This is a genomic window from Actinoallomurus bryophytorum (assembly GCF_006716425.1).
GTDB classification, from domain to species: Bacteria; Actinomycetota; Actinomycetes; order Streptosporangiales; family Streptosporangiaceae; genus Actinoallomurus; species Actinoallomurus bryophytorum.
This window is the reverse complement of the sequence record NZ_VFOZ01000001.1, coordinates 6,152,654-6,177,128: the sequence shown is the minus strand read 5'-3', so window position 1 is coordinate 6,177,128 and position 24,475 is coordinate 6,152,654. Positions and strand designations below refer to the sequence as shown.

Below are 24,475 nucleotides of genomic sequence, written 5' to 3'. Positions count from 1 at the left end.
TGAGGGATTTCCGGTGAACACCGCGATGAGGGGACCGCGGCGTGACGGTCGGCCGATCAGGGATCGGCGATGTCACATCAGGGTCACATCGGACCGGTGATGGAGAACTCGTGCTCCCGCCGCCATGCGAGCCTGACCCGGGCGTCGCGCAGCTTGAGCACGTCCATCGAGGAGGCCTGCAGGTTCTGCTGCATGGCCACCAGCCGGCCACCCGCGTCGAGGTCCACGACGAATCGGGTGGCCGCCCCCGCGTAGACGACCTCCGCGACCGTACCGGTCGCGGAGTGGTCGCCTTCGGGCAGTTCCGCGTCGAGTTCTGTGTCGACGCGAAGCTTTTCCGGACGGACGCTGTAGACGCCCTTCCGGCCGAGAATGGAGAGGGCCGCATCGCCCTCGATGAGGTTGGAGGTGCCGACGAACCCGGCCACGAACGCCGAGGCGGGCTGCTCGTACACCTCCGCGGGCGTCCCGATCTGCTCGATCCGTCCCGCGTTGAACACCGCGATCCGGTCGCTCATCGTGAGCGCCTCTTCCTGGTCGTGCGTGACGAACAGGAACGTGATGCCGATCTGGCGCTGGATGGCCTTCAGCTCGACCTGCATCTCCTCGCGGAGCTTGAGGTCGAGGGCGCCCAGTGGTTCGTCCAGCAGGAGCACCTTGGGCCGGTTGACCAGCGCGCGGGCGAGCGCGACGCGCTGGCGCTGCCCACCGGACAGCTGGCCGGGCCTGCGCTTCTCGAAGCCTTCGAGGCGCACGGTCTCCAGGGCCCGCAGCGCGCGTTCGCGGCGTTCTTTCGCACCGACCTTCTTGACCTTGAGGCCGTACTCCACGTTGGCCAGGACGTTCATGTGCGGGAACAGCGCGTAGTCCTGGAAGACCGTGTTGACGTCGCGGTCGAACGGCGCCTGCCTGGTGACATCGCGACCGCCGAGGTGGACCCGGCCCGCGGTGGGCGTCTCGAAGCCCGCGATCATCCGCAGCACCGTCGTCTTGCCGGAGCCGGACGGGCCGAGCATCGCGAAGAACTCTCCGTCGCGGACATCGAGGTCCACGCCGTCCACGGCGGTGACGTCACCGAAGGTCTTGCGCACACCGCGCAGGCTCACGGCGGACGTCACGTCGCCGCTCTCGTCAGTCTTCATTTCAACCCTTGATCTGCGACCAGAGCTCGGTCCATTTGGAATAGTCCACACAGACGGCGCCGCGCGAGTCACCGCAGTCCGCGACCGGAGTCTTCCAGAAAGCCAAGCGACGGTAAAAATCGACGTCGCCGACGTGGAAATCTGAACAGAAGCCCTTCGCGGCGTACTGGCATGCTTTAGGATTCGCCGGCGCTTCGCCGAACCACTGGGCCACCGCCGCCTGAATCTTCGGCGCACTAATCCAGTTCATCCACTTGTACATGCAGTTGGGGTGTTCCGCCCGGGTAGCGATCATCCAGGTGTCCGACCAGCCGGTGGCGCCCTCTTCCGGGATCGTCGTGGCGACCGGCGCGCCCTCGGACTTCGCCAGGTTGGCGGTCACCTGCCACGCGGTCCCCGCGTAGTTGTCACCCGCCTTGAACGACTGGATCTCATCCAGGTAGTTCGACCAGTACTGGTTGATGTTGGGGCGCTGCTGCTTCAGCAGGTCGACCGCGGCGTCGAACTGCTCCTGCGTCAGCTCGTACACGTCGGTGATCTTCAGGTCGGGCCGGTGCGCCTTGAGGTAGAGCGCGGCGTCGGCGATGTAGATCGGCGAGTCGTAGTCGACGACGTGGTCGGCGGCCGGTGAGTTCTTGTCCCACACGATGCTCCACGAGGTGGGCTTCTGCGGGATCTTGTCCGTGCGGTACGTGAGGTAGTTCGCGCCATAGCCGTGCGGCATGCCGTACATCTGGCCCTTGACCGAGTTGTACGGCTGGTCCCGCAGGTACGGCGCGACGTCGGCGTAGTTGCGCAGCAGGTTGGTGTTCACCGGGGCGACCGTGCCGCTGTAGATGAGCCGCAGCGACGCGTCGCCGGAGGCCGAGACGCCGTCGTACTGGCCGGAGTTCATCAGCGCGACCATCGAGTCCGAGGTGTCGGCCACCTTCGCGTTGACCTGGCAGCCGGTCTTGCGCTCGAAGGCGTGGACCCAGTCGACGCTCTTGTCGGTCGAGCCGTCCTCGGCGTACCCCGCCCAGATGACGAGGTTGAGGCGGCCCTCGGACGCCCCGATCTCCTGCTGGGCGGTGAGGTGCGGCGCGGCCGCCTGCTTGCCGGTGCTCCCGCCGGCGCCGCAGGCGCCGACGGCCAGTACGAGTGCGGCCGCGCTGACCAGCCTCATCAGTCTCATGACGTTCCCTCGTCCATGGTCGCTTCCATGGCCACTTCGTAGCGGAGGTTGATGAGCCGGATCACCGAGCTGTGCGCGCCGAGCGGCGCACCGCATCCGAGGCCGGCCTCGGAGGCGAGCTTGGCGAGCTGCGCGTGGTCGAGCTCCGGACCGATCACGTAGGGCGCCACCGCGATCCGCTGTCCGCCGGACTCACGCAGGCGCCCGACGGCGTCGGCCACCGTCGGCTGGCCGTCGAGCGCGGCGGCCACCACCGGGACGGCGAGCCGGGCGGCCAGCAGGACCGCCGTCATGTCGGCCTCACGCGCCGCCTCGACGCCGCCGACCGCGGCGACGATCACGCCGTCGACGGCCGCGCCGATGCTGAACTGACGGATACGGTCCGCGCGCGCCAGGCCGGCGTCGGCGAGCCGTACGTGCAGGGCCTCGGCGAGCAGGGGGTGCGGGCCGAGCGGGTCGGTGACGATGGCCTTCACACCTACCTCGTCCAGGCCGGTGTGGATGGCGTGGTACACGCGCGGGTTCGGGCCCGTGATCAGCGGCACCACCACGGCGGAACGGTCATCGGGCAGTCCGCGCAGCACGTCGGTGAACGTGGAGCCGGCGAGGGGGGCGACCCGGACGTCGAGTTCGCCTTCGCTACGCGCCGCACGGGTGAGTGAGGCGATCTCGTCGGCGACGTCCGGTTTCTCACCGGGGACCGCCAGCACGAGGACGGGAGCGTCCGGCGGAAGATCGGCGGACGCCGGCCGGCGGTGTCGCCCGCTGGGCAACGAAGAACGCCCGCGCACGGGGAGCGTCTCCGGGGGCTGGTCGTCATAGATCACGATGGCGGAGTCTAGAGGTGCTGGGCAGGCCCGTGGGGCCCTTGTGATCGATCGTCCGATATTTGTGTCTCGGGCCGGCCGCAGGCTCACACCCCCTTACAGGGGGCACTACCAGGCAATATCTGACCTGCAAGTGGACGGCATCGACCGAGGTGGCAAGCGCTCGTTAGGTCGATATTTACGGACATGGTCAGGCGTCAGAGCCGTGCGTAGTAGAGTCCTGCGCATTCGCTCGGGTGTCTCATCCGTACCATCGGTGTCCCCCTCCGTCTAACTGAAAGTCGAGCCTGTCGCGGTGCAATCAAAGGACCGTCGAGTGGGATCAGATGTCAGTCAGCGGCCGTCACGCTTCCAGGCCGGCCGCGTCTTCCGGTCAGTTCGCTTCAAGATCATTCTGCTGCTGATCGTGCCCCTCGTGTCACTGAGCACGTTGTGGGCGTTCGCGGCGAGCATCACCCTCGGCGACGGCCTGAACCTGCGACATGTGAACGCCATTCAAGACCACCTCGGATATCCCTCCGGAGCCCTCGGCAGCGCGCTCGAACAGGAACGCCGGCTGTCGCTGGTCTTCCTCGGCAGCAAGGCCGACGGCGACCGGGCGGCCATGGAGTCGGGACGTCTCGTCACCGACCGGCAGGCGGAGCAGTTCCGCCGGCTGGCGGTCGACCAGAGCACCCAGAAGGTCATCAGCCCCCAGGCGCGGGAGTGGACCAAGGAGATCCTGCAGTACCTGGACAACCTTCCGGCCAGGCGCAAGGCGGTCGACGCCGCCGGCGTGACCCGGTCACAGACCTTCACGCGCTATACCACGATCATCACCACGGTGAACCAGCTGCAGGCCTCTCTGGCGACCCTGAGCGACCCCGAGGTGACCAAGGACGCGGGTACCCAGGTCGACCTGGCCCGCGCCCGCGAGGTGCTGTCGCAGGAGGACGCCCTGCTGTCGGGCGCACTCGCGGCCGGGCGGCTCAACTTCGCCGAGCACGTGCAGTTCACCAAGCTCGTCGGCACCCAGCGAAGCCTCTACGCCGACCTGCTGCCCGACCTGCGCCCCGACGACCGCACTTTCTACCAGCGGATCATCTCCACGCCGGAGTTCAACCGCCTGCAGTCGCTGGAGAACCGCTTCACCGACCACATGCCCACGGCGGCTCCCAAGCCGAACGCCATGGGCGGCATGGGCGGCGCCGCGACCACGACGCCGGTCGACAAGCAGATCACGCCCGAGACCCAGACACAGTGGAAGACGACCATCTCCTCGGTGATCACGCGGTTCCGCGGGCTCGAGCTGTCCTCGACCTCCGCGGCGGCCGACCGTGCCAAGCCGATCGCGAACGGCATCATCCTGCGCGTGGTCCTGGCCGGTGCCCTCGGTCTGGTCGCGGTCATCGCGTCGCTGGTCCTGTCCCTGTGGGTCGGCCGCTCGGTCATCCGCGAGCTGACCGGCCTGCGACGCGCCGCGCTGGACCTCGCCAACGAACGCCTGCCCGGAGTCATCCGCCGGCTGCGCCGCGGCGAGGAGGTCGACGTCGCGGCCGAGGCGCCGCCCCTGTCGTTCAGCACCCGCGAGATCGACCAGGTCGGCCAGGCGTTCAACGCCGCGCGGCGTACCGCCATCCAGGGCGCGGTCGAGGAGTCGGCGCTGCGCCGCAGCATCAGCGAGGTCTTCCTCAACCTGGCCCGTCGTAACCAGGCCCTGCTGCACCGCCAGCTCAGCCTGCTCGACACCATGGAACGCCGGATCTCCGAGCCGGACGAGCTGGACGACCTGTTCCGCCTCGACCACCTCGCCACCCGCATGCGCCGCCATGCGGAAGGCCTGATCATTCTGTCCGGGCAGGCGCCCGGCCGAGGCTGGCGCAACCCGGTCCCCGCGGTCGACGTCGCTCGCGCCGCCGCGGCCGAGGTCGAGGACTACGCACGCGTCACCGTGGCGGCGATGCCCCGTGTGGCCATCGCCGGTACGGCCGTCGCCGACCTCATCCACCTGCTCGCCGAGCTGATCGAGAACGCCACGCTCTACTCCCCGCCGGACACGACCGTGCAGGTCGCCGGGCAGCTCGTCGCCCACGGCTTCGCACTCGAGGTCGAGGACCGCGGGCTGAGCATGGACCCGGCGGCCCTGGCGCAGGCGAACGAGAAGCTGGCCCGGCCGCCGGACTTCGACCTGTCCAACAGCGCGCAGCTCGGCCTGTTCGTGGTCGGCAGGCTCGCCCAGCGGCACTCCATCCAGGTCACGCTCCGCACCTCCCCGTACGGCGGGACGACCGCGATCGTCCTGCTGCCCGACGGGATCGTCGTACGCAGCGGCGACCAGGGCGAGCTGGACTCGGGCCGGCTCGCGGTGACCCGGCGGGGTGAGGACGCCCTGGTGCCCATCGGCGCCATCGGGCCGCCCTCCACCTATCCCTCCACGTACGGCAACCGCAACGGCGACACCGGGCCGATTCCGCTGACGCCCGGTGGCGGGGACCGCCCGCCGCTCCCCCAGCGCCGCAACGACGTCGTCCCTCCCGTGTACGACGCGGGTGCACCGCCGGCGCCGCACCAGACCGGGCCGTTCCCCGCTCCCTCGTTCGACACCGGCCAGCCTCCGTACGAGACCGGCCCGGCGGACCCGTACGACACCGGTGCGACGGACCTGCACGGCGGCGGTTCGCGCGACGGCGGCTACGAGCGGAACTCCTACGACACCGGGTCCTATGACACGGGCTCGTACGACACGGGCTCGTTCGGGTCCGGCCGGCAGGACCCGCCTCCCGGCCGGTTCGGCGGCGACAGCGGATACGGATCCACCGGGCCGGACAGCGGGCAGTGGCCGATCCCGCCCGCGGAAAAGCCCGGTGAGCTCCCGCCGCTGCCGCGGCGTCACAGCAGCGAGCCGCCTGCGGCCGTTCCGCCCTCGGACCCGCTCACGGACCCGCTCACGGACCGTCGTTCGGTCTTCGAGCCCGTCGACGGCTCCTCTGCCGCCGGCCCTGCCGCACCGGCCGCACCGGCCGCGCCGGCCCCATCGGCGCGTCAGGAAGCCCCGGCGAGCGCCCCCGAAGGCGGCAACGGTAAACCTTCACTACCCCGACGTGTGCGCCAGGCGAACCTGGCGCCACAGCTTCGCGACGAAGTCGAACCGGTGAGTGACACCGCGAGCGGCGAGCGTTCGCCCGAGGAGCTCCGCACGATGCTGAGCTCCATCCAGAAGGGTTGGTTGCGCGGTCGCTCGGATTCCGGGGAGACCGGCACCGACCACAAAGAGGAGGACATCTGATGTCAGCGGGTTCTGCGGGGGAACTCAACTGGCTGCTGGACAATCTCGTCAACCAGGTCACCCAGGTGCACCAGGCGGTCGTGTTGTCCAGTGACGGGCTGCTGGTCGGAGCTTCCGCCGGCCTCACGCGTGAGAACGCCGAGCACCTGTCGGCGGTCGCCGCCAGCTTCCAGAGCCTCGCGCGCAGCGCAGGGCGTCAGTTCGGCGGCGGCGCCGTGCGCCAGACGATCGTCGAGATGGACCATGCTTTCCTGTTCGTCACCGCCGCCGGGTCAGGCGCGTGTCTCGCTGTACTCGCCGGCGCCGACGCCGACGTGGGTCTGATCGCTTACGAGATGGCAATGCTGGTCAAGCGCGTGGGCCAGCACATGTCCACCCTCCCTCGCTCGGCCGTGGAATCGTGACACGGGATGAGCGAGTGGAGGGGGCAGCGCAAGGCCTGCAGGCAGGGCGGTTGAATGAGCGAATGGCTCGACGACGAAGCCGGGCCGGTCGTCCGGCCCTACGCGCTGACGAGGGGACGCACCCGTGCGTCCCGGGATGGTTTCGAGCTGATCGCGATCATCGCGACGGCTGCCACCTCGACGTTCGCACCCGCGGGGGCCGGCCCGGAACACCTGGCCATCCTCGAGATGTGCGTGCGGCCTCTGTCGGTGGCCGAGGTCTCGGCGAAGATGAAACTCCCCCTCGGCGTTGTCCGGGTGCTCCTCAGTGATCTACTCGAACACGGGCTGATCGCCGTCAGACGGCCCGAGCCGGACAATCGTCTCCCCAATGAACGGCTTTTGAAGGAAGTGCTGAATGGACTCCAAGCGCTCTGACCCCTCGCGGGGCGCTGCCATGCCGCTCGCCGTGAAGATCCTCGTGGCGGGCGGATTCGGTGTGGGCAAGACCAGCATGGTCGGCGCGGTCAGCGAGATCAGGCCCCTGCGGACCGAGGAACAGCTCACCGATCGCAGCGTCGGTATCGACGACGTCTCCGGCGTCGAGCGCAAGACCACGACCACCGTGGCGATGGACTTCGGCCGTATCACCATCCGCGACGGCCTGGTCCTGTACCTGTTCGGTACGCCTGGCCAGGACCGCTTCTGGTTCATGTGGGACGAGCTCGCGCTCGGCGCGCTCGGCGCGGTCGTGCTGACCGACACCCGGCGTCTCGCCGACAGTTTCCCCTCGATCGACTACTTCGAGCGCCGCCGGCTTCCGTTCATCATCGGGGTCAACTGCTTCGACGGCGCGCTGCGGTACGACACCGAGGAGATCCGGGCCGCGCTGGACCTCGACCCGAAGATTCCGGTCATCCTGTGCGATGTGCGAAAGCGCGAGTCGGGCAAGCAGGTGCTGATCACGCTGGTGGAGCACGTGCTGGCCGTCATGGCCGAGCGTCAGCGCCAGGGCGCGGCCGTCCGTTAGGCCCGTACATCCGGTAGGGCCAGGTCAAGGGCTGCCGTACCACGGAGACCGCAGGGTCACGGTGGACGGCGGTCTTCGCGGTGGCTTGGCGCCGGAGGGTCAGCGTGGCGCGTTGTACGGTTTTCGCCATGACTGATACCCCTTTGACCGAATCAGACCTGCGTGCGGCGATCGAGCGGGAAATGCCTGGTGTCCGCGCCGACCTCGAACGCCTGGTCCGCATCCCTGGCATCGCCTTCGACGGGTTCGACCATTCGGAGTTGGACCGTTCCGCGGAGGCGGTGGCCGAGCTGGCGCGTGGCTGCGGGCTGGACGTCCAGGTGGCGAGCGCGGGCGGCCGGCCGGCCGTGATCGGCACCCGGGCCGCGCCTCCCGGAGCGCCGACCGTCCTGCTCTATGCCCACCATGACGTGCAGCCGGTCGGCGACCTGTCTCTGTGGGAGAGCGACCCGCTGGAGCCGGTCGAGCGCGACGGCCGTCTCTACGCCCGTGGTGTGGCCGATGACAAGGCGGGCGTCATGGCCCACATCGCGGCGCTGCGGGCCTTCGGCGACGCGCTTCCCGTCGGTGTGGTGCTGTTCGTCGAGGGTGAGGAGGAGTTCGGGTCCGCCTCGCTGTCACGGCTGCTCGAGGAGCACCACGAGGAGCTCGACGCCGATGTGATCGTCCTCGCCGACTCGGTGAACTGGGAGATCGGCACCCCGTCGCTGACGACCTCGCTGCGTGGCGCCCTGAGCTGCTACGTCGAGGTGCGCACACTGTCGCACGCGGTGCACAGTGGCATGTTCGGCGGTCCGGTGCCCGACGCCCTGACGGCTCTCTGCCGCCTGATCGCCACCCTGCACGACGACGCCGGTGACGTCGCCGTCGAGGGCCTGCACCAGAGCCCGTCGCGTGCGCGGGTCGACTACCCGGTCGACCGCGTACGGGACGAGGCCGGCGTTCTCGACGGAGTGGGACTCATCGGCACGGGAGGCGTGGCCGACCGGCTGTGGAACAAGCCGGCCCTGTCCGTGGTCGGCCTCGACGCCCCGGCCGCCCGCGAGGCGCCGGCCGCGCTCGTCCCCTCGGCGAGGGCGAAGCTGAACGTACGTCTCGCGCCCGGCGACGATCCCGGGAAGGCCTACGCGGCACTCGAGGCGCATCTGCGCGAGCACGCTCCGTGGGGCGCTCAGGTCTCCCTCGACCTCGAACTCTCCGTACCGGCCTATGCGGTGGACGCGTCCGGGCCGGTGTACGACGCGGCGCGCGCCGCCTTCCGCGCCGCGTGGGACGGTATCGAGCCGGTCGACATCGGCGTCGGCGGCGGCATCCCGTTCGTTTCGGTCTTCGGCGGGTTCTTCCCGTCGGCGGTGACGCTGCTGACGGGCGTCGAGGACCCGCAGACGAACGCGCACTCGCCGAACGAGAGCCTCCACCTGGGCGAGTTCGCCCGCGTGTGCCTGGCCGAGGCACTGTTGCTGGCCAACCTCGGCGCGACCGCCGGGCGTACCCCGTCCTGACGCCCCGCGCTCCGGCGACAGGGATCAGAGCGCCTTGAGCTCTTCGAGGGCGTCGTTCAGGTAGCCGAGGAGCTTCCAGACGTCGGGGACCATGTCGCGGCAGGCGACGATCCCGACGTCCACGTTGCCGTTGTAGGAGAAGACGGTGATGTTCAGCCCGCCGCTCACGTCGCTGATCACCGAGATCGGGAAGTAGCCGAGCACCTTCGCGCCGCACATGTACAGCGGGAACTGCGGTCCGGGCACGTTCGAGATGATGAGGTTGACCGGCGGCAGCGCGGCCGGGGCCAGCCGGTACAGCGCGCGGGCGGCCAGGCTGCCGAACGCCGGCGGCACCACCGCGGTGAGCTCCTCCAGCCACTGGTCCGGGGTCGCGACGAGGCGCTGCTTCGCCGTGTCCATGGTGCTGCGTACGGCCACGACGCGTTCGAGCGGGTCGGCGAGATGGGTGGGCACCGAGGTGAACATGGCCGAGATCTGGTTGCCGTGCGAGCCGTCTTCCAGCTCGCGGGTGGACACCGGGACCGCGGCGACGAGCGGGCGGCCGGGCAGGGCGTCGTGGTCGATCAGCCACCGGCGCAGCGCCGAGGCGCACAGCGCCATGACGACGTCGTTGACGCTGATGCCCAGCTTGCGGCGTACCTGCTTGATCTCCTCCAGCGGCAGCGAGCCGAACGCCACCCGGCGGTGCGGGGTCACCGGCCCGTTGAACGGCGTACGCGGCGCGCTCAGGCTCGGCGGTGGCGGCACCTCGCCGGTCCGGGCGGCGGTGCGTCCCGTGCCGGCGACCAGGCCGATGCCCGGCAGCCGCCCCACGACGGGCAGTGAGTCCAGGTGCGGGACGGCTCGGAGCAGCGCGCCCGCGGTGCGCAGGGGGTGGACGGCGGCACGTGCCGCGGCGCCGGCGAGCATGCCCCACTGGCCGGGCGGCGGCTCGGGACGCCACTCGTCGGGTTCGGCGGTCTCCGGTGGGTTCGGCTCGAGGTCGAGGAGTGCGGCCACGATCTGGGCCGCGGAGACGCCGTCGATCAAAGCGTGGTGCACCTTGGCGTACATCGCGGTCCGGCCGTCCGCCAGGCCCTGGACGAGGTACATCTCCCAGAGCGGACGGCGCCGGTCGAGCGGGCGCTGGTGGAGCCGGGCGAGCTGTTCGGCCAGCTGCTCGTCGTCGCCGGGCGCGGGCAGCGCGATCTCACGTACGTGAAACTCCAGGTCGAAGTCCGGGTCCTCGGTCCAGTACGGGTGGTCCAGCCCGAGCGGCACCTCGGCGAGCCGCCAGCGGAACTGCTCGATTCGTGGCAGCCGTCCCCGTACGAGCGAGAGCAGATCTTCCAAGGTCAGAGCGCCATTAGGCGTACTGGAAGCGTCGAGAATCGCCAGTCCCGCGATATGAGCGACGGTCCCGCCCGACTCGATATTCAGGAATTGCGCGTCGAGCGGGCTGAGCTGGCGCATCGGCTGGCCCCTTTGCCTTGCCGGAACAGTGTCGTTCTGTCCTAGAACGGTGGGTTCTGGAAGTCAACGACATGTCAAGCGTGGCTGACGAGTAATTCCGCCTGGTCCAAGTGAAGTGGCGATAAGGCTGGTGTCCGGATCCGGGCATGGACACAATGGGAGTGGCGAGTTCGCTCACTCAGAGTTATGGTGCGAGATCCAATGCCCGATGACCCCGCTTCCCCCAAAGACGGGAACGAGTCCCCATCAGCCATCGCCGATGGGGCCATCGAGGCATCCTTCACCCAGATACACAGTGTGCTGGCCGACCTCGTGACGACGGTGGGCCGAGAGCACGACCGGGCCACACACCGTGAACGCGTCATCGACCGGCTGCACGAGGAAAACCAGCGACTGCGGCACAACGAGCTGCAGGCCGCCTTCGAGCCGGTGCGCACATCGCTCTACCGCCTGTACGACCTGGTCCGGCGCGAGTCGGAGCGGGAGACGGCGGATCCAGCACACGTACCCAAGCTCCTGGCGGCGATCGCCGACGAGCTGGCCGAGATCATCGCGCGTACGGGGGTCGAACGCATGCCCGTGGGAGAGGGCGACCCGTTCGATCCGGCACGGCATCGCCCTGCCGGCTCGCGCGATGTGGAGGACGCGGAGCTCGACGGCACCGTCCTCACGGTCCAGCGCGCCGGCTTCGTCCGCGGCGAAAAGGTCGTACGACGGGCCGAGGTGATCGTCGCCCGGGTGGCGGCCGACCCGGTCGGAGGGGATTGACATGGCTGTCTACGGAATCGATCTGGGCACGACCCATTCCTGCATAGCGCGCATCGGCGAGGTCGGCCGCCCGACCGTCCTGCGCAACATGGAGGGCACCGACACCACACCGTCCGTCGTCTACTTCGAGACGGCGGACAACGTCGTGGTCGGCGCCCCGGCGAAGGACACCGCGGTGCTCTCGCCCGACCTGGTGGTGAGCCTGATCAAGCGCGACATCGGCCACGATGTCACGCGTGAGCTGCACGGCCGGGACTACTCCCCCGAGGAGATCTCCGCCTTCATCCTGCGCAAGCTGGTCTCGGACGCCACCGCCACCAGCGGCGAGGAGACCGGCGACGTCGTCATCACGGTGCCCGCCTACTTCGGCGCGGCCGAGCGTGACGCCACCCGCAAGGCCGGCCACATCGCCGGGCTCAACGTCATCGACATCATCTCCGAGCCGGTCGCCGCGGCGATCACCTACGGCGTGCTCAACCCCGACCAGGACCGCACGATCCTGGTCTATGACCTGGGCGGCGGCACGTTCGACACGACCGTCATCACCCTGCGGGGCGGCGACATCGGGGTCGTGTGCACCGACGGCGACCACGAGCTCGGCGGCGCCGACTGGGACTCCCGCCTGGTCGAACACCTCGCCGAGCGGTTCACCGAGGAGCATCCCGACGCCGGGGACCCGCTCGAGGACCGGCACACCGAGCAGCAGCTACGGCACGACGCCGAGGAGACCAAGAAGGCCCTGTCGCTGCGCCGCCAGCACGTCGTGCGCGTCATGCACGGCGGCCGGGTCGCGACGATCGAGCTGACACGGGAAAAGTTCGAGGAGATCACCAAGGACCTGCTCGACCGCACCATCGAGATCACCGGCCGCACGCTCGCCACCGCCGCGGAAAAGGGCATCAAGGACTACGACGACCTGGTGCTCGTCGGCGGCTCCACCAAGATGCCCGCGGTGCCCGACCGGCTGTCCGCCGAGCTGGCGCTCAAGCCGAAGCTGCAGGACCCCGACCTCGCGGTGGCCAAGGGCGCCGCGATGTACGCCTTCGAGGAGACCTACCGCCAGCTCCTGGCCAAGGGCGAGGGCGACAAGGCGCGCGAGCTGGCCTCCCGCGCCGGCCTGTCCGAGGCCGAGCAGGAGCGGATGGCGGCCCGCCAGATCACGACCGTGGCCTCCCGTGCCTTCGGCGTCATCGCCCTGGACCCGGTCACCGAGCAGGAGCACGTCGTCCACCTCGTACACGCCAACGACGCGCTGCCGCACGGCGGGTCGCGCGAGTTCGGCACGGTCGACGAGGACCAGACGATCGTCAAGATCATCGTGGTCGAGCAGGCCGGGAGCGCCGAGTCGATCGAGGTCGCGCACAACAACCCGATCGCGGACGGCGAGCTGAAGATCCCGCCCGGCAAACCGGCCGGCTATCCGATCTCGGTGACGTTCGCGCTCGACACCTCCGGCCTGCTGCACGTCACGGCGGTCGAGAAGGAGACCTCCGAAGAGCTCACCCTCGACGTACGCGTCGGCGGCATGTCCGAGGATGAGGTGCAGGAGTCCCGTACGGACCTGGCCCACGTGCGCGTGGACTAAATGGTCTTTGACGAGCAGCGCTATGTCCGCGAGGTGCTGGAGCCCGCCCGGGTGGCCGGCAACCAGCCGCCCGACGATCTGCGCGTGCGTTACGCACTCGTCGAGCCCCTCAACTCGCGTGAGGTGGCCGACAGTGTCCGGCACGTGCGGATGTGCTGGCGTAAGTCCCGGGGTCAGCTGCGCTTCCGCAGGCTCATCGACCGGCTCGAGGGCGACCATCTGAAGCTCGCGCCGCTGTTCGAACACGCCGTGCTGGGCGACCTCGCGCCGCTGCGCGCCGAGCTGACCACAACGGCGGACAAGGCCGGCCGCCGCCGCGCCGAGCTGCGCCATCGGCTTCTCGACGCCGCCGGTGAGATGAAGACGCTGGCCCCCGGCGACCTGCGCGAGATCGGCGGGGAGGCGGCGGAGCTGGCGCGTGCGGCGGGCATCGAGGTCCGCGAGCCGGACCGGCTGCCGGCCACCTCGCCGTACGCCGGCTATCCACGCGCCCGCGACGCGCTCGACGCGCTGGGCGCACGTCACCTGCGCGAGTTCCTCACCGGGGAGGCCAAGGCCGGGCGCGTGCTGGGCGCGCCGCCGGACCTGCGGCCGGCCATCCATCGGGTGAGCGAGCAGTGGAGCCGGCGGCCGCACGACGGCAACCGCACCAACGCCGACACCGTCCTGATCGCGCTCAAGCGGGCCGGCGACCGGCTCGGTGAGCTGATCCTGTTCGACGTGGTGGCGCGGGTGCGCGAGCGGCACCAGCAGCGGGCCTCGCAGGGCGCGCTGCTGCGGTTCGCCACCGACGACCTCGGTGTGGACGGCGACGACGCGCGGCGGCTCGTGTTCTCCGTGCTGCGGGAGAGCGGCACGACGGGCGGTCTCGCCGCGCGGCTGCGCGACCTGATCGACGCCGGGGAGATCCACGCCGCCGCCGAGCTGGCCGACGTGGCCGGTCCCGCCGAGCTGACGGGTGACGCGGAGCTCCTCGCCGCCGAGGCGCGCCGCCGCATCTCGGCCGCGACCGGCCTGCGTCAGGAGGCCGCGGCGCTCGTCCTGTCCGACCCCGACGAGGCGTGGCTGCGCCTCGCCGACGCGCTGCGGCTGGTCGGCGACCTGCCCGGCGCGGCGGATCTGCAGGCCGGGCTGCCGCCGCGCACCCCCGGCCGGATGGAGGCCGTGGTCGAGGGCACGGAGATCGCGCTGTCGTGGCCGCCGACGCCGTCACGGGTGGGCGAGATCGGCTACGTCGTCGCGCGCTGCCTCGGGCGGGTGCCCCGGCATCCCGGCGACGGTGAGGCGCTTCCGTCGGGCGACGGCTTCGCCCGCGACCCCGCGCCGCCGCTGAACTCCCCGCTCTTCTACGCGGTGTTCGCGGTGCGCGGGACCGCCGCCTCGGCCCCCGCCGTCGCCGGCCCGCTGCACGTGCGCCCGGAGCCGGCCGAGGTGTTCCTCCGCGCCACCGACGGCGTGGTCGCGGCGAGCTGGACCTGCCCGCCCGAGGCCGTACGCGTGCTGGTCACCCGGGACGGCACGCCGATCCCGGCCGAACGCGGCGGCTTCCGCGACGAGACGGTCGCCAACGGCACGACCTACCACTACCGGATCGCCGCGGCCTACCTCAGTGCCGACGGCCACGAGATCATCACGTCCGGCGTCCACGCCGCGGCGACGCCGGCGGCGCGGCCCGATCCCGTCACCGATCTCGGCGTCGAGCAGGATCCGGCCGGGCATCTGGTGGTCACCTACGACGAGCCGCGGCACGGCCAGGTGGAGATGGTGGCGATGAACGGCCCGCCGCCGTGGCCGCCCGGCACGACGCTCGCCGTGGAGGAGGTGCACCGCGCCGGGCGGGTCCTGCGGAGCGCTCCGGTGCCCGGCGGCGTGGCGGTGCATACGGGCCCCGGCGTGCTGCTGGCGGTCTCGGTGAGCGGCGACGTCGCCACCATCGGCGCGCACCGGGAGCACGTCAATCTCACGCCGCCGCGCGAGCTGGTCACCCAGCGGCGTGGCGAGGTGATCATGCTGGGCTTCGACTGGCCGCCCGATGTGACGGAGGCCGAGGTCCGCTGGCGCTCCGGCGACGGCGAGACACGGCGGCTGCCGATCGGCCGGGCCGGCTACGACGCCCACGGCGGCGTACGCCTCGCCGCGCCCGACGGTGAGGCGGTGACGATCGAGGTGGCCGCCGCCGCGACGGCGTACGGCCGCCGGGTCATCGGCACTCCGGTCGAGGTCGAGGTGCCCGGCCGTACGGTCGTCGGCTACGAGCTCCGGCGGTCGCGCCTGCGCGGTCCCCTGGTCGTGACGCTCACCGCGGCGACGCCGGCGCGGCTGCGGCGACTCGTCCTGGTCGCCCGCTCCGGGCCCCTGCCGCAGCGGCCTGCGGACGGCGAAACCGTGATGAGCTGGGACGATTTGGAGATTCCCGGACGTCTTCAGGCCACTCTTCCGCAGTTGCCGCGACCGTTCTGGCTGCGCTGTTTCGCCGAAGACGCGACAATCGAGCTGCGCGACCCTCCGGTCCGCCACCTGAAGGTGGGCTGATGCCGTCCATCACGTGTCCCTACTGTTTCGCGCGCCTGTCCCGCGAGCGGATCGCGTTCCGCTGCGCCGGCAGTCCCGGCCGCGGGCCGGGCTGCGCGCCGCGCCTGGACGAAAAACTCGCCGCCTACACGGGCTCGGCCGCGGCCGCCTCGCTGCCGCCGGTCTTCGACCCGCCCGGTGGCGGGCGGCGCGCACGGCGGCGTGCGGCCTGTCCCGAGTGCGGTCAGGACACCGCCCGCCGGGTCTGCCCCGAGTGCCACAACCCGCTGCCGGGGGCGTACTGCGAGACCCCGGGGAAGATCGTCGCGCTGGTGGGGGCGAAGAACTCCGGCAAGAGCACCTACATCGCGGTGCTGCTGCACGAGCTGGCGCACCGCATCGGCGCCGAGCTGGGCACCGCCCTGGTCGCCTGCGACGACCGCACCATCGAACGCTACAAGCGCGACTTCCACCGTCCGCTCTTCGGCGACCGCCGGCTGCTGCCCGCGACCGCCAGCGCGGTGACCACCCCCCGCGACCCGCTCGTCTACCTGCTCACCCGCAGCCGGCGGCGGCGCATGCGGCAGCAGGACATGTCGCTGACGCTGGTGCTGTTCGACACCGCGGGTGAGGACCTGCGCAGCCGTGACGTGACCGACCTGCACCTGCGCTATCTCGCCGCGGCGGACGCGATCATCTTCCTCGTCGACCCGCTGGAGCTGCGCGCCGGCGGCGGTGACCCCGACGGCGAGCCCATCAACGTCATCGCCCGCGTCACCGAGCTGCTGCACGTCGGCCGTGACGTCCCGCACGGCCGGAAGCTCCCCGTACCCGCCGCGGTCGCCCTCACCAAGATCGACGCACTGCCGCTCGACGGCGCCCTCCAGCAAAACCGCGCCGTGCCCGCCTCGCTCGACCTGAACGACCGCGAGGCCGTGCACGAGCAGGTACGCGCCCTGCTGCATGACTGGCAGGCCGGCGAGCTGGACCGTTACCTGGGCCACGAATACTCCGACTACGGACTGTTCGGGGTCTCGGCGCTCGGCGGCGTACCCCGCGAGGGCGTGGTCGGCACCGGCGGCATCCGGCCGTACCGCGTCGAGGACCCGCTGCTGTGGCTGCTGCACCAGTTCGGGATGCTCGACGGAGCCCGCTGATGGCGTGGGACCTGCGGTACACCTCGGTGGAGTCCGGCCCGACCGGAAGGTCCGGCTTCCAGTTCGTCGCCACGACGCCGGACACGCCCGTGTCCGTGACACGCGCCGTCACGCCGTACATGAGCTACCGGCCGCCACCGGACGCGCCGTCCGCGCCCGGTCCCGCCGAGCTCGCCGAGTTCCCGGTCTCGCTCGCGTACGGCCGCGAGGGCGACCACGCCGTCCTGGCCCGCTGCCACTACACCGGCCGGGACTACTCCGGCCGGTACGGCAACTTCGCCGGGCACGCCGTCGTCGCGACGCCGCAGGAGATGGAGGGGCTGCGGCCGATCGAGCTGTGGGAGTCGCCGGTGTGGGCCGGCCCGGCCGGCGGCACACCGGACCTGGTCCCCGGTGACGCGTTCGACCCGGACTCCCTCGTCACCTGGCTGGGCCGTGAGGCCGCCCACGACCGGCTCGCCATCCTTCTCGACGCGGTGACGGCGGCCCTGGCCGGCGGGCACGGCAGGGTGGTACTCGTGGCGCGGGACACCGGGCTGATCGCCCGCTGGATCGCGCTGCTGTCCTACTCCCTGCCGGCGGGGCTGGCGGCGCACCTGTCGTTCATCACCTACACGGCCGATCCGGAGTCCGCGCCGCAGCTCGTGGTCGGCACGGTCCCGGAGGCCTGGCAGGGGCGGGGCTGCTTCCGCCTGGACGAGCCCGCCGAGCCCACCACCGGCCTGCGGCCCGGCCGGTTCGCGCGCGTGGTGACGGACTGCTGGCGCGACGGCGACCTCGACGGCATCGACGCCGTAGGCGAACTCCTCACCGCAGGTTCTCCCGTGCCCGACGACGACACCTTGGCCGGTGGCGGTGTCTTGCCCGGGGGCGGTGTCTCGTCCGGAGGCGGTGTCCCGCCCGGAGGCAACGTCTCGCCCGGAGGCGGTATCTCGCCCGGGGGCCGCGTCCCGCCCGGGGGCCGCGTCCCGCCCGGGAGCGGTATCTCGTCCGGCAGCAACGTCCCGCCCGGAGGCGACGTCCCGCCCGGAGGCGACATCCCGCCCGGAGGCGACATCTCACCCGGAGGCGGTGTCCCGCCCGATGGCGGTATCTCGTCCGGGGGCGACGCCTGGCGCAGGGGCGACGTCACGTCGCCGTCCGATCGGTCCTCCGCCGCGCCTGGTGACCGCCGGAGCCGGGCTGGCGGTCCGCCCTCATCGGACGACACCGCCGGCGGTCGGCGGCAGGGTGGTCCCCCGATGCCATTCGGCGGCGTGGAGGACCGGGACCAGGAGAGCGGTACCGGCTCCGCCCGGCCAGGTACCGGCCCTGCCGATCCCCCTCCGAACAATCCGATCTCGACCAGCGGCACCTCGACCAGCGGCACCTCGGCCAGGACGGTGCCCACGGGTGCCAGGTGGATCGGTGGCGCCCTCACCGGCGCGCCCCCGAGCGGTACCCCGTCCATCGGCACCACGCCGGCCGATTCCGCCGGGTCATGTGCCGCTGAGGGCACCCCGACCTCCACCACCCACGGTGCCGTCCGGGCCCGCACCACCTCGTCTGGTGCGCCGCCGACCAGCGCCGACCCACCCGCCATCACCCCAACCGCCATCACCCCAACCGCCATCACCCCAACCACCGTCACCTCAACTACCGTCACCCCGGACGCCGTCACCCCAGCGGCCGTGACCCCATCCGCCATCACCCCAACCACCGCCACCCCGCACGTCGCCACCCCGCACGTCGCCACCCCAACCACCGCCACCCCGGACGTCGTCACCCCACCGGCCGTGACCCCATCCACCGCCACCCCAACCACCACCGGCCCGGTCGGCTACATCTCGGCGACCGTCGACGCCGGGGAGGCGCTGCTCTCTGCGGAGGGGGCCGCGGCGCTGCTCGCGCTCTGCCGGGGTGACACGTCCGTGTCGGCCGACGAGGAGGCGGCCGCGGCGGAGGTCGTACGGCGCGGTGGTGTGCCCGGCTGGGTCTGGCCGGCGGTGTCGGCGGCGCTGCCCGGACTCGGCTTCGAGCTGGCCGTGGCCCTGGCGCACGTCGCACCGGAGATCGCCGAGCACTGCGTCGCGCTCGCGCTCGACGAACCGTCCCTGCGCGACCGGTTGCCGGCGCTCCGGCTGCGCGACGGGCTGCCGTCGCCGTTCCGTGCGGCCGTCGCCGGCGCGTCCGGGCTCGGAGCTCTGGCGGGCGTCGTACGCCTCGCCGACCAGGTGGGCGGCCGGGTCGACAACGACGACGTGACCGCCACGGCCGCCACGTGCGCGCGGCGCGGCGAAGGCGACGTCGCCGCCGCGCTGCGCCGGACCCCCGGCCCCTGGCGCGACGCCATGGTCTCCGGGGTGCTGGCCGGGCTGGAGGCCGCCGAGCCGCGTACCCGCCGTGCCATGCTCACCGCCGAGGCATGCGCCGCCCTCGGCGACCACGACTGGACGCGTGCACCCCGTACCGGGAGCCTCGTCCTGTCCGTCCGCGCCGACCGCCACGACGCCACGGCCGGGCTCGTGGAGCTGGAGCCACACGGCCTGCCGGACATCGAGGAGCTGCTCGACGCGCTCTGGGACGCACCGCCGACGCCGGAGGACTGCCGCCGTCTCGTCGAGCGGCTCGGCCCGGCCATGGCGCGGTTCGGCACGCTGCGGCGGCTGACGCGGCGGGTCTTCGAGAGCGCGCCGCTCGACGCGCCGGAGACCCTGCGTCTCGCCGGGCTGATCCTGGACCGGCTGCCCGAGCTGGCCGAGCTGGCCGGTCCGGCGCGGATCGTCCTCGGGCACGACGCGGCGCTGAGGGCCGAACCCGGACTCGAGGTGGCGCGGCTCCTGGGCCGGATGGATCCGGCCGACCCGCTGACCGCCCGCGCGTACGCGAGCGCGGCCGGGGCGCTCGCGGGACGGTCGGCGCGGGTGCGCGCCGACATCCTGATGACCGCCTCGGATCCCGTACGGGCCGGGCTGACCGCCCACTGGCTCGACACCGACCGGCACGGCCGCGTCGACCTCGCCGAGATCGAGGTGCGCCTGGACCGGGCGCGGACGCCGGTTCCGTGGCTGACCGAGTGGGGGGACGACCTCGGGCGGTTCGCCCGCCGGCACGTCGAGTCGGCGCTCACCGACCGCGACCCGGAGCTGGCCTCGGCCTGGCGGGCGCTGCGACGGCGGGGAGGGTGACGCGATGCCGATCGTCTACGGGCTGGCGGCGCTGTTCTGGGTCGTCCTGCTCGCCGCCGAGTTCGCCGTCCTGGTGCCGGTGGCCATCGCGGTCGCGCTGCTCGGCGGGTTCGGCCTCGGCCTGTACCGCTTCTTCCAGACCGCCTGGCGCACCCTCATCGTCACCGGCGTCGACGGGCCGTCCCCGGTGCCCCGCCCGGCGCCGGGGCCCCCGGACGCCGCGTACCCGCACTACCTCCTCTTCCAGGTGTGGCGTGACGCCTGGAGTCTCGAACGCCACACCGTGCCCTGGTGCGTCACCCAGGCGCGCTGGGCGATCTCCACGCTGACCGACACGCTGCTGCGGGCTCCGCTGGGCCTCGTGCTGTTCCCGGTCTGGCTGGGGTTGTGCGGAGGCATCGCGCTCGGGGCGGTGCCGCTCGCCGTGGCGGCGCTGGCGTTCGGTGTCGCGACCGCGCTGATGGCGGGGGCCGGCCTGGCCGTGTGGTCGGTCTGCGTCGTCGTGCTCGGCGCGGTCGAGCGCGTCTGGATGGCCTACCGCCGCATCCTGATCGCCTGCCCGCACGCCGGGTGCTACCGGCGCTTCGCGCTGCCGGAGTACGCCTGCCCGAACTGCGAGGAACGCCACTCACGGCTCGTACCCGGGCGGCTGGGCGCCTTCCGGCACGTGTGCCGCTGCGGCACACGGCTGCCGACGACGATCCTGCTCGGCCGGTTCCGCCTCGGCGCGTACTGCCCGCACTGCCACCGGCGGCTGCCCGGCCGGATCGGGCGGGCGCGGGTCGAGCCGCTGCCGTTCGTCGGCGGACCGGCGGCCGGCAAGACCACTCTGATGTTCCTTGCCGTACGCGCGCTGCGCGCGAGCGCCGCCGGAGCCCACGGCCGGGCCGAGTTCGTGGAGGCGCGGGACGCCCGCGCGTACGCCGGGGCCATCGCGGAGCTCGACCGCGGCGAACGGCTCGCCAAGACCGGCCCGGAGCTGCCGGTGGCCACGATGCTCGACCTGACCCTGCCCGCCGCCCACCGGATCCTGTACCTGTTCGACCCGGCCGGCGAGCTGCACACAGGCGCCACCCACGTCGAGCGGCTGCGCTACCTCGATCACGGTGAGGCGCTGCTGTTCGTCATCGACCCGTTCGCCCTGCCCGAGCTGCGCCTCGCGCTCTCCACCGACGAGCGGCGGCTGGTGCAGGAGGCGACCGCGACCTCGGACGAGGATCCGGCCGACACCCTGCAGCGCCTGCTCGCCGAGCTGCGGTCCCGCGACGACCAAGGGCGGCAGCGGCGCATCGCCGTCGTGGTGACCAAGGCCGACGTGCTGCGCCGTACCTCGGCCGGCCGCGGGCTCGACGGCGACGCGCGCGGGTGGCTCGAGGGACTCGGCCTCGGGAACACCATACGTACGCTCGAGCGCACCGCGGGCGAGGTCCGTTACTTCGCGTCGGGGCTGGACAGCCCGCCCTCCGCCCTGGCGGACCTGTTCGGCTGGGCCGCCGGGCTGCCGCTGGGCGCCCAGGCGGACCCGGCGTTCGACGACCGGCCGACGACGGACGAGCTACGCGAGCCCTGGCCGATCGCGGGCCGGCCGGCCGAGCAGATCCCGTCCGGGCACCGGTTCGGCCGGCGCGCGTTGCTCGCCTCCCTCACCGTCCTGGGCCCGGTCACGATGATCCTTTTCGGGCTGTCCGTGTACGCGCGGTTCCGCTGAGGCCGCACCCCCGAGGTGAACTTCCGTCTCCGGCGGGTAACGGTCAAAGTGTGAAAGCCATCGTGATGAACGAATACGGCGGCCCGGACGTGCTGAAACTCACCAATGACGCACCCGAGCCCAAGGTCGGTCCGGACTCTGTCCTCGTACGCGTCAAGGCGGCCGGGGTGAACCCGGTGGACGGGAAGATCCGGGAGGGCCGGATGGACGGGCTCTTCCAGACCGACTTCCCGGTCATCCCGGGCTGGGACCTCTCGGGCGTGGTCGAACGCGTCGGCGCGGCGGTCAGCGAGTTCTCCCCCGACGACGAGGTCATCGGGTACGTCCGCGAGGACCATGTTGGCCGCGGCACGTACGCCGAGCTCGTGGCCGCTCCCGTACGCACGCTCGGGCGCAAGCCCGGACGGATGTCCTGGGCCGAGGCCGCCGGGCTGCCGCTCGCCGGGCTCACCGCGTACCAGGCGCTCACGAAGGCGCTCGGGGTGAACGAGGACGACACGGTGCTCATCCACGCCGCGAGCGGTGGCGTCGGCTCGTTCGCGGTGCAGATCGCCGTCGCGAAGGGCGCGCAGGTCATCGGTACCGCCAGTCCGGACAACCATGACTATCTACGCAAGCTCGGCGCCGAGCCGCTGGCGTACGGCGACGGCCTCGCCGACCGGGTACACCGGATCGCGCCCGGCGGAGTGTCCGTGGCGCTCGACCTCGTCGGCGGCGAGGCGCTGGAGATCACGCCGGACCTGCTGACACCCACCGGCCGATGGGCGTCGACCGTCGATCCGTCGGTGACCGAACGCGGCGGCCGATACGTCTTCGTCCGACCCGATATGACCAATCTGTCCGCGCTAGCGAGCCTCGTCGACGACGGAAGACTGACCGTCTCCATCGCGAAGACGTTCCCGCTTGCCGACGCCGGAGAGGCGCAGCGGCTTTGTGCCTCTGGTCATACCCGAGGGAAGATCGTACTGGAGATGGATTAGCACTGGTGAGGCGGGGGTCCGGGCACCGCGTTCCGGACTCCGCCCGCAGGTAATTAACCCCGAAATCCGAGGGTCCGAAGCCCTCGGCGCACCCCGAGCCGCCGCCTCGGTGAAGTGTGGTTGATTGGTCGCGTTTTGTAGTGAGTTATGTGCGTATGGTGCACGCCTCCGACAGCTTCCCGACCCACGGGCTGAACCGCCACACCTCCCCCCATACCGGTCGACTCGGCCGGTCTGCGACCCCGTCTTGGAAGTCGTTGTGACGCTACGCTGTGCGCCTGGAGTCCGTTCCCCTCTCGCCGAGGGTTGCTACATTTTCGCAGGTGAGATCGGTTATTAAGTTGTTGCTCGCCGAGCGGCCACGGCACTTGGTTACACTGGGTAAGTAGTTCGCTCCAGACTTTCCCCTCCGAACGCGTTGCCGTTCTCGCGAAACTTCCGATACATTGCGCCGTAATCGGGCTGTGACTTACCTCCACCCGGGAGGTGACAGACCGACCGCCGAATCCCGGCTGTACCCCCAGTGCAGCGGGAACCGGGGACCCACGAAGTCCCTTGGGGTGAATCCGTACTCGTACGGTAGGGCTCCTCCTGGCCCGAACCCGTCAGCTAACCCGGTAGGCGGCCTAAGGGGAGACATGGATCCAATAGGGCAAAAGCTCCTGCATGTCGCGAAGGACCAGCTCGGCTATACCGAGAAGGCCAGCGGCTACACGAAGTACGGCGACTGGTACGGCAAACACGTCGACAAGGACGCCGCGTTCAAGACCGCTCCCTGGTGCGACATGTTCCTCGCCTGGGCGGCCGACAAGGCCGGAGTCGAAGACTGGGCGGGCGAGTTCGCCTCGACGCCCCAGCACGCGAACTTCTTCAAGAAGCACAAGGCCTGGGGTCACCACCCCGAGCCGGGCGCCATCGTCTTCTTCTCGTGGAACGGCGGGAAGAGCGTCGGCGACATCGAGCACGTGGGCATCGTCGAGTCCGTGCACGGCCGCACGCTGCACACCATCGAGGCCAACCACAACGACCACCTCGGCCGCGCCACGCGTGACGTCAGCCAGGTCGTGGGTTACGGCTACCCCTCGAAGGTGAAGGTCAAGGCGGCACCGGCCGACCAGAAGTACGTGCCCAAGCACTCCGCTCCGCCCCCGTCGGCCGAGGCCCTCACCCAGCAGCCGGGCACACCGCAGTCCGAATTGCAGACGACCGCGCAGCACGACTCCGCGCCGCCGCTGCCGGACCAGCAGGCCGCCCTCACGGGGTTGCTGGCCGTCGTGGTGTTCGGCACGGTGGCACTGGCGCTGAGCAAGTCCAAGGTCCGCGTCCCCATGCCGGCGGCGCCGAACGTACGCGTCCGCAAACGCGGCAAGCACCACCGCACACCCGTGGAGCTGCCCGCCGAGGTCAGCGTGGCCGATCTGGACCTCGCCGAGTCCAGTACGACGATCATGCCGATCCTGTCGGCAGAGGCCGCCGCACTGGCCGAGGACAAGGAGTTCTGGGGCAAGATCACCGAGCTGGAGGAGGACGTCGAGCTGGCGTTCTGGGACACCCTCCACACGGCACTGTCCCAGCCGAGCTCCGCAGAGTCCCTCAACGTGTGAACCCGAGCGGGCCCTCCTCACGACGAGGAGGGCCCGCTCAGTTCTGACAGGCACCGGCGACGAGCCCGCGGCTCCCTCGCGTGAACGCACGCGCCACCGAGGCATCGACGACGCGGCGTCCATCCACGCGCTCCGGCCGAGTGGCCGTCGCCTCCTGACCGACGAGCAGGCGCTGCGGCTCCCGAGAAATGCGGAACCCGATTTATGGGGCTCGCCG

Annotated in this window: 17 protein-coding genes and 1 riboswitch; of the genes, 13 read left to right on the top strand and 4 right to left on the bottom strand. The window is 71.4% G+C overall.

What is annotated here, in order from left to right; genetic code table 11:
• Positions 1 to 83: 83 nt before the first annotated feature.
• From FB559_RS28940 to FB559_RS28930, 3 genes are read right to left on the bottom strand one after another with little or no spacing between them, the layout of a single operon-like run.
• The gene (locus FB559_RS28940) at positions 84 to 1,142 is read right to left on the bottom strand and encodes an ABC transporter ATP-binding protein (RefSeq protein WP_141959532.1); all 1,059 of its coding nucleotides are present in this window, start codon (positions 1,140 to 1,142) and stop codon (positions 84 to 86) included.
• A 1-nt stretch (position 1,143) separates the two neighbouring features.
• The gene (locus FB559_RS28935; protein WP_141959530.1) at positions 1,144 to 2,316 is read right to left on the bottom strand and encodes an ABC transporter substrate-binding protein; all 1,173 of its coding nucleotides are present in this window, start codon (positions 2,314 to 2,316) and stop codon (positions 1,144 to 1,146) included.
• Positions 2,313 to 3,143 (bottom strand): sirohydrochlorin chelatase, encoded by an 831-nt coding sequence (locus tag FB559_RS28930; protein WP_221640220.1) that lies wholly within the window; start codon positions 3,141 to 3,143, stop codon positions 2,313 to 2,315. The genes FB559_RS28935 and FB559_RS28930 overlap by 4 nt, the downstream gene beginning before the upstream one ends.
• A gap of 316 nt (positions 3,144 to 3,459) precedes the next feature.
• On the opposite strand from FB559_RS28930, the gene FB559_RS28925 reads away from it, so the two are divergent.
• The 5 genes from FB559_RS28925 to FB559_RS28905 all read left to right on the top strand — a co-directional run bounded on the left by FB559_RS28925 (position 3,460) and on the right by FB559_RS28905 (position 9,323).
• Complete coding sequence (locus tag FB559_RS28925) at positions 3,460 to 6,408, top strand: nitrate- and nitrite sensing domain-containing protein (RefSeq protein WP_141959528.1); 2,949 nt, start codon at positions 3,460 to 3,462, stop codon at positions 6,406 to 6,408.
• Positions 6,408 to 6,812 (top strand): roadblock/LC7 domain-containing protein, encoded by a 405-nt coding sequence (locus FB559_RS28920; protein WP_141959526.1) that lies wholly within the window; start codon positions 6,408 to 6,410, stop codon positions 6,810 to 6,812. The genes FB559_RS28925 and FB559_RS28920 overlap by 1 nt, the downstream gene beginning before the upstream one ends.
• Before the next feature lie 54 nt (positions 6,813 to 6,866).
• Positions 6,867 to 7,229 carry a DUF742 domain-containing protein gene (locus FB559_RS28915; RefSeq protein ID WP_141959523.1) on the top strand — a complete coding sequence of 121 codons (363 nt, stop codon included), beginning with the start codon at positions 6,867 to 6,869 and terminating at the stop codon, positions 7,227 to 7,229.
• Positions 7,210 to 7,821: a GTP-binding protein gene (locus FB559_RS28910; protein WP_141959522.1), complete on the top strand. Its 612-nt coding sequence runs from the start codon at positions 7,210 to 7,212 to the stop codon at positions 7,819 to 7,821. The genes FB559_RS28915 and FB559_RS28910 overlap by 20 nt, the downstream gene beginning before the upstream one ends.
• Before the next feature lie 128 nt (positions 7,822 to 7,949).
• Positions 7,950 to 9,323, top strand: coding sequence for a dipeptidase (locus tag FB559_RS28905; RefSeq protein WP_141959520.1), 1,374 nt, complete (start codon positions 7,950 to 7,952; stop codon positions 9,321 to 9,323).
• Positions 9,324 to 9,347: 24 nt separating this feature from the next.
• Here FB559_RS28905 and FB559_RS28900 read toward each other — a convergent pair whose 3' ends face one another.
• Positions 9,348 to 10,778: a WS/DGAT/MGAT family O-acyltransferase gene (locus FB559_RS28900; RefSeq protein WP_141959518.1), complete on the bottom strand. Its 1,431-nt coding sequence runs from the start codon at positions 10,776 to 10,778 to the stop codon at positions 9,348 to 9,350.
• Positions 10,779 to 10,979: 201 nt separating this feature from the next.
• On the opposite strand from FB559_RS28900, the gene FB559_RS28895 reads away from it, so the two are divergent.
• The 8 genes from FB559_RS28895 (at position 10,980) to FB559_RS28860 (ending at position 24,258) form a co-directional block, all read left to right on the top strand.
• Positions 10,980 to 11,546, top strand: a complete 567-nt coding sequence (locus tag FB559_RS28895) for a nucleotide exchange factor GrpE (protein ID WP_185792444.1) — start codon at positions 10,980 to 10,982, stop codon at positions 11,544 to 11,546.
• Position 11,547: 1 nt separating this feature from the next.
• Positions 11,548 to 13,131 carry an Hsp70 family protein gene (locus FB559_RS28890; protein WP_141959514.1) on the top strand — a complete coding sequence of 528 codons (1,584 nt, stop codon included), beginning with the start codon at positions 11,548 to 11,550 and terminating at the stop codon, positions 13,129 to 13,131.
• Complete coding sequence (locus FB559_RS28885; protein WP_141959512.1) at positions 13,132 to 15,663, top strand: fibronectin type III domain-containing protein; 2,532 nt, start codon at positions 13,132 to 13,134, stop codon at positions 15,661 to 15,663.
• Positions 15,663 to 16,799, top strand: coding sequence for a TRAFAC clade GTPase domain-containing protein (locus FB559_RS28880; protein ID WP_141959510.1), 1,137 nt, complete (start codon positions 15,663 to 15,665; stop codon positions 16,797 to 16,799). The genes FB559_RS28885 and FB559_RS28880 overlap by 1 nt, the downstream gene beginning before the upstream one ends.
• Positions 16,799 to 19,966, top strand: coding sequence for a GAP1-N2 domain-containing protein (locus FB559_RS28875; protein ID WP_141959508.1), 3,168 nt, complete (start codon positions 16,799 to 16,801; stop codon positions 19,964 to 19,966). Before FB559_RS28880 ends, FB559_RS28875 begins: the two co-directional genes overlap by 1 nt.
• A 4-nt stretch (positions 19,967 to 19,970) precedes the next feature.
• A complete protein-coding gene (locus FB559_RS28870; RefSeq protein WP_141959506.1) occupies positions 19,971 to 21,674 on the top strand; it encodes a TRAFAC clade GTPase domain-containing protein in 1,704 nt (567 codons plus the stop codon).
• Between the two features lie 50 nt (positions 21,675 to 21,724).
• Entirely contained in the window at positions 21,725 to 22,654 is a 930-nt protein-coding gene (locus tag FB559_RS28865) for an NADP-dependent oxidoreductase (RefSeq protein ID WP_141959504.1), read from the top strand.
• A 489-nt stretch (positions 22,655 to 23,143) separates the two neighbouring features.
• Positions 23,144 to 23,294: riboswitch (cyclic di-AMP (ydaO/yuaA leader) on the top strand.
• Entirely contained in the window at positions 23,293 to 24,258 is a 966-nt protein-coding gene (locus tag FB559_RS28860; RefSeq protein ID WP_141959503.1) for a CHAP domain-containing protein, read from the top strand. (Overlaps the previous riboswitch by 2 nt.)
• The last annotated feature ends 217 nt before the right edge of the window (positions 24,259 to 24,475 follow it).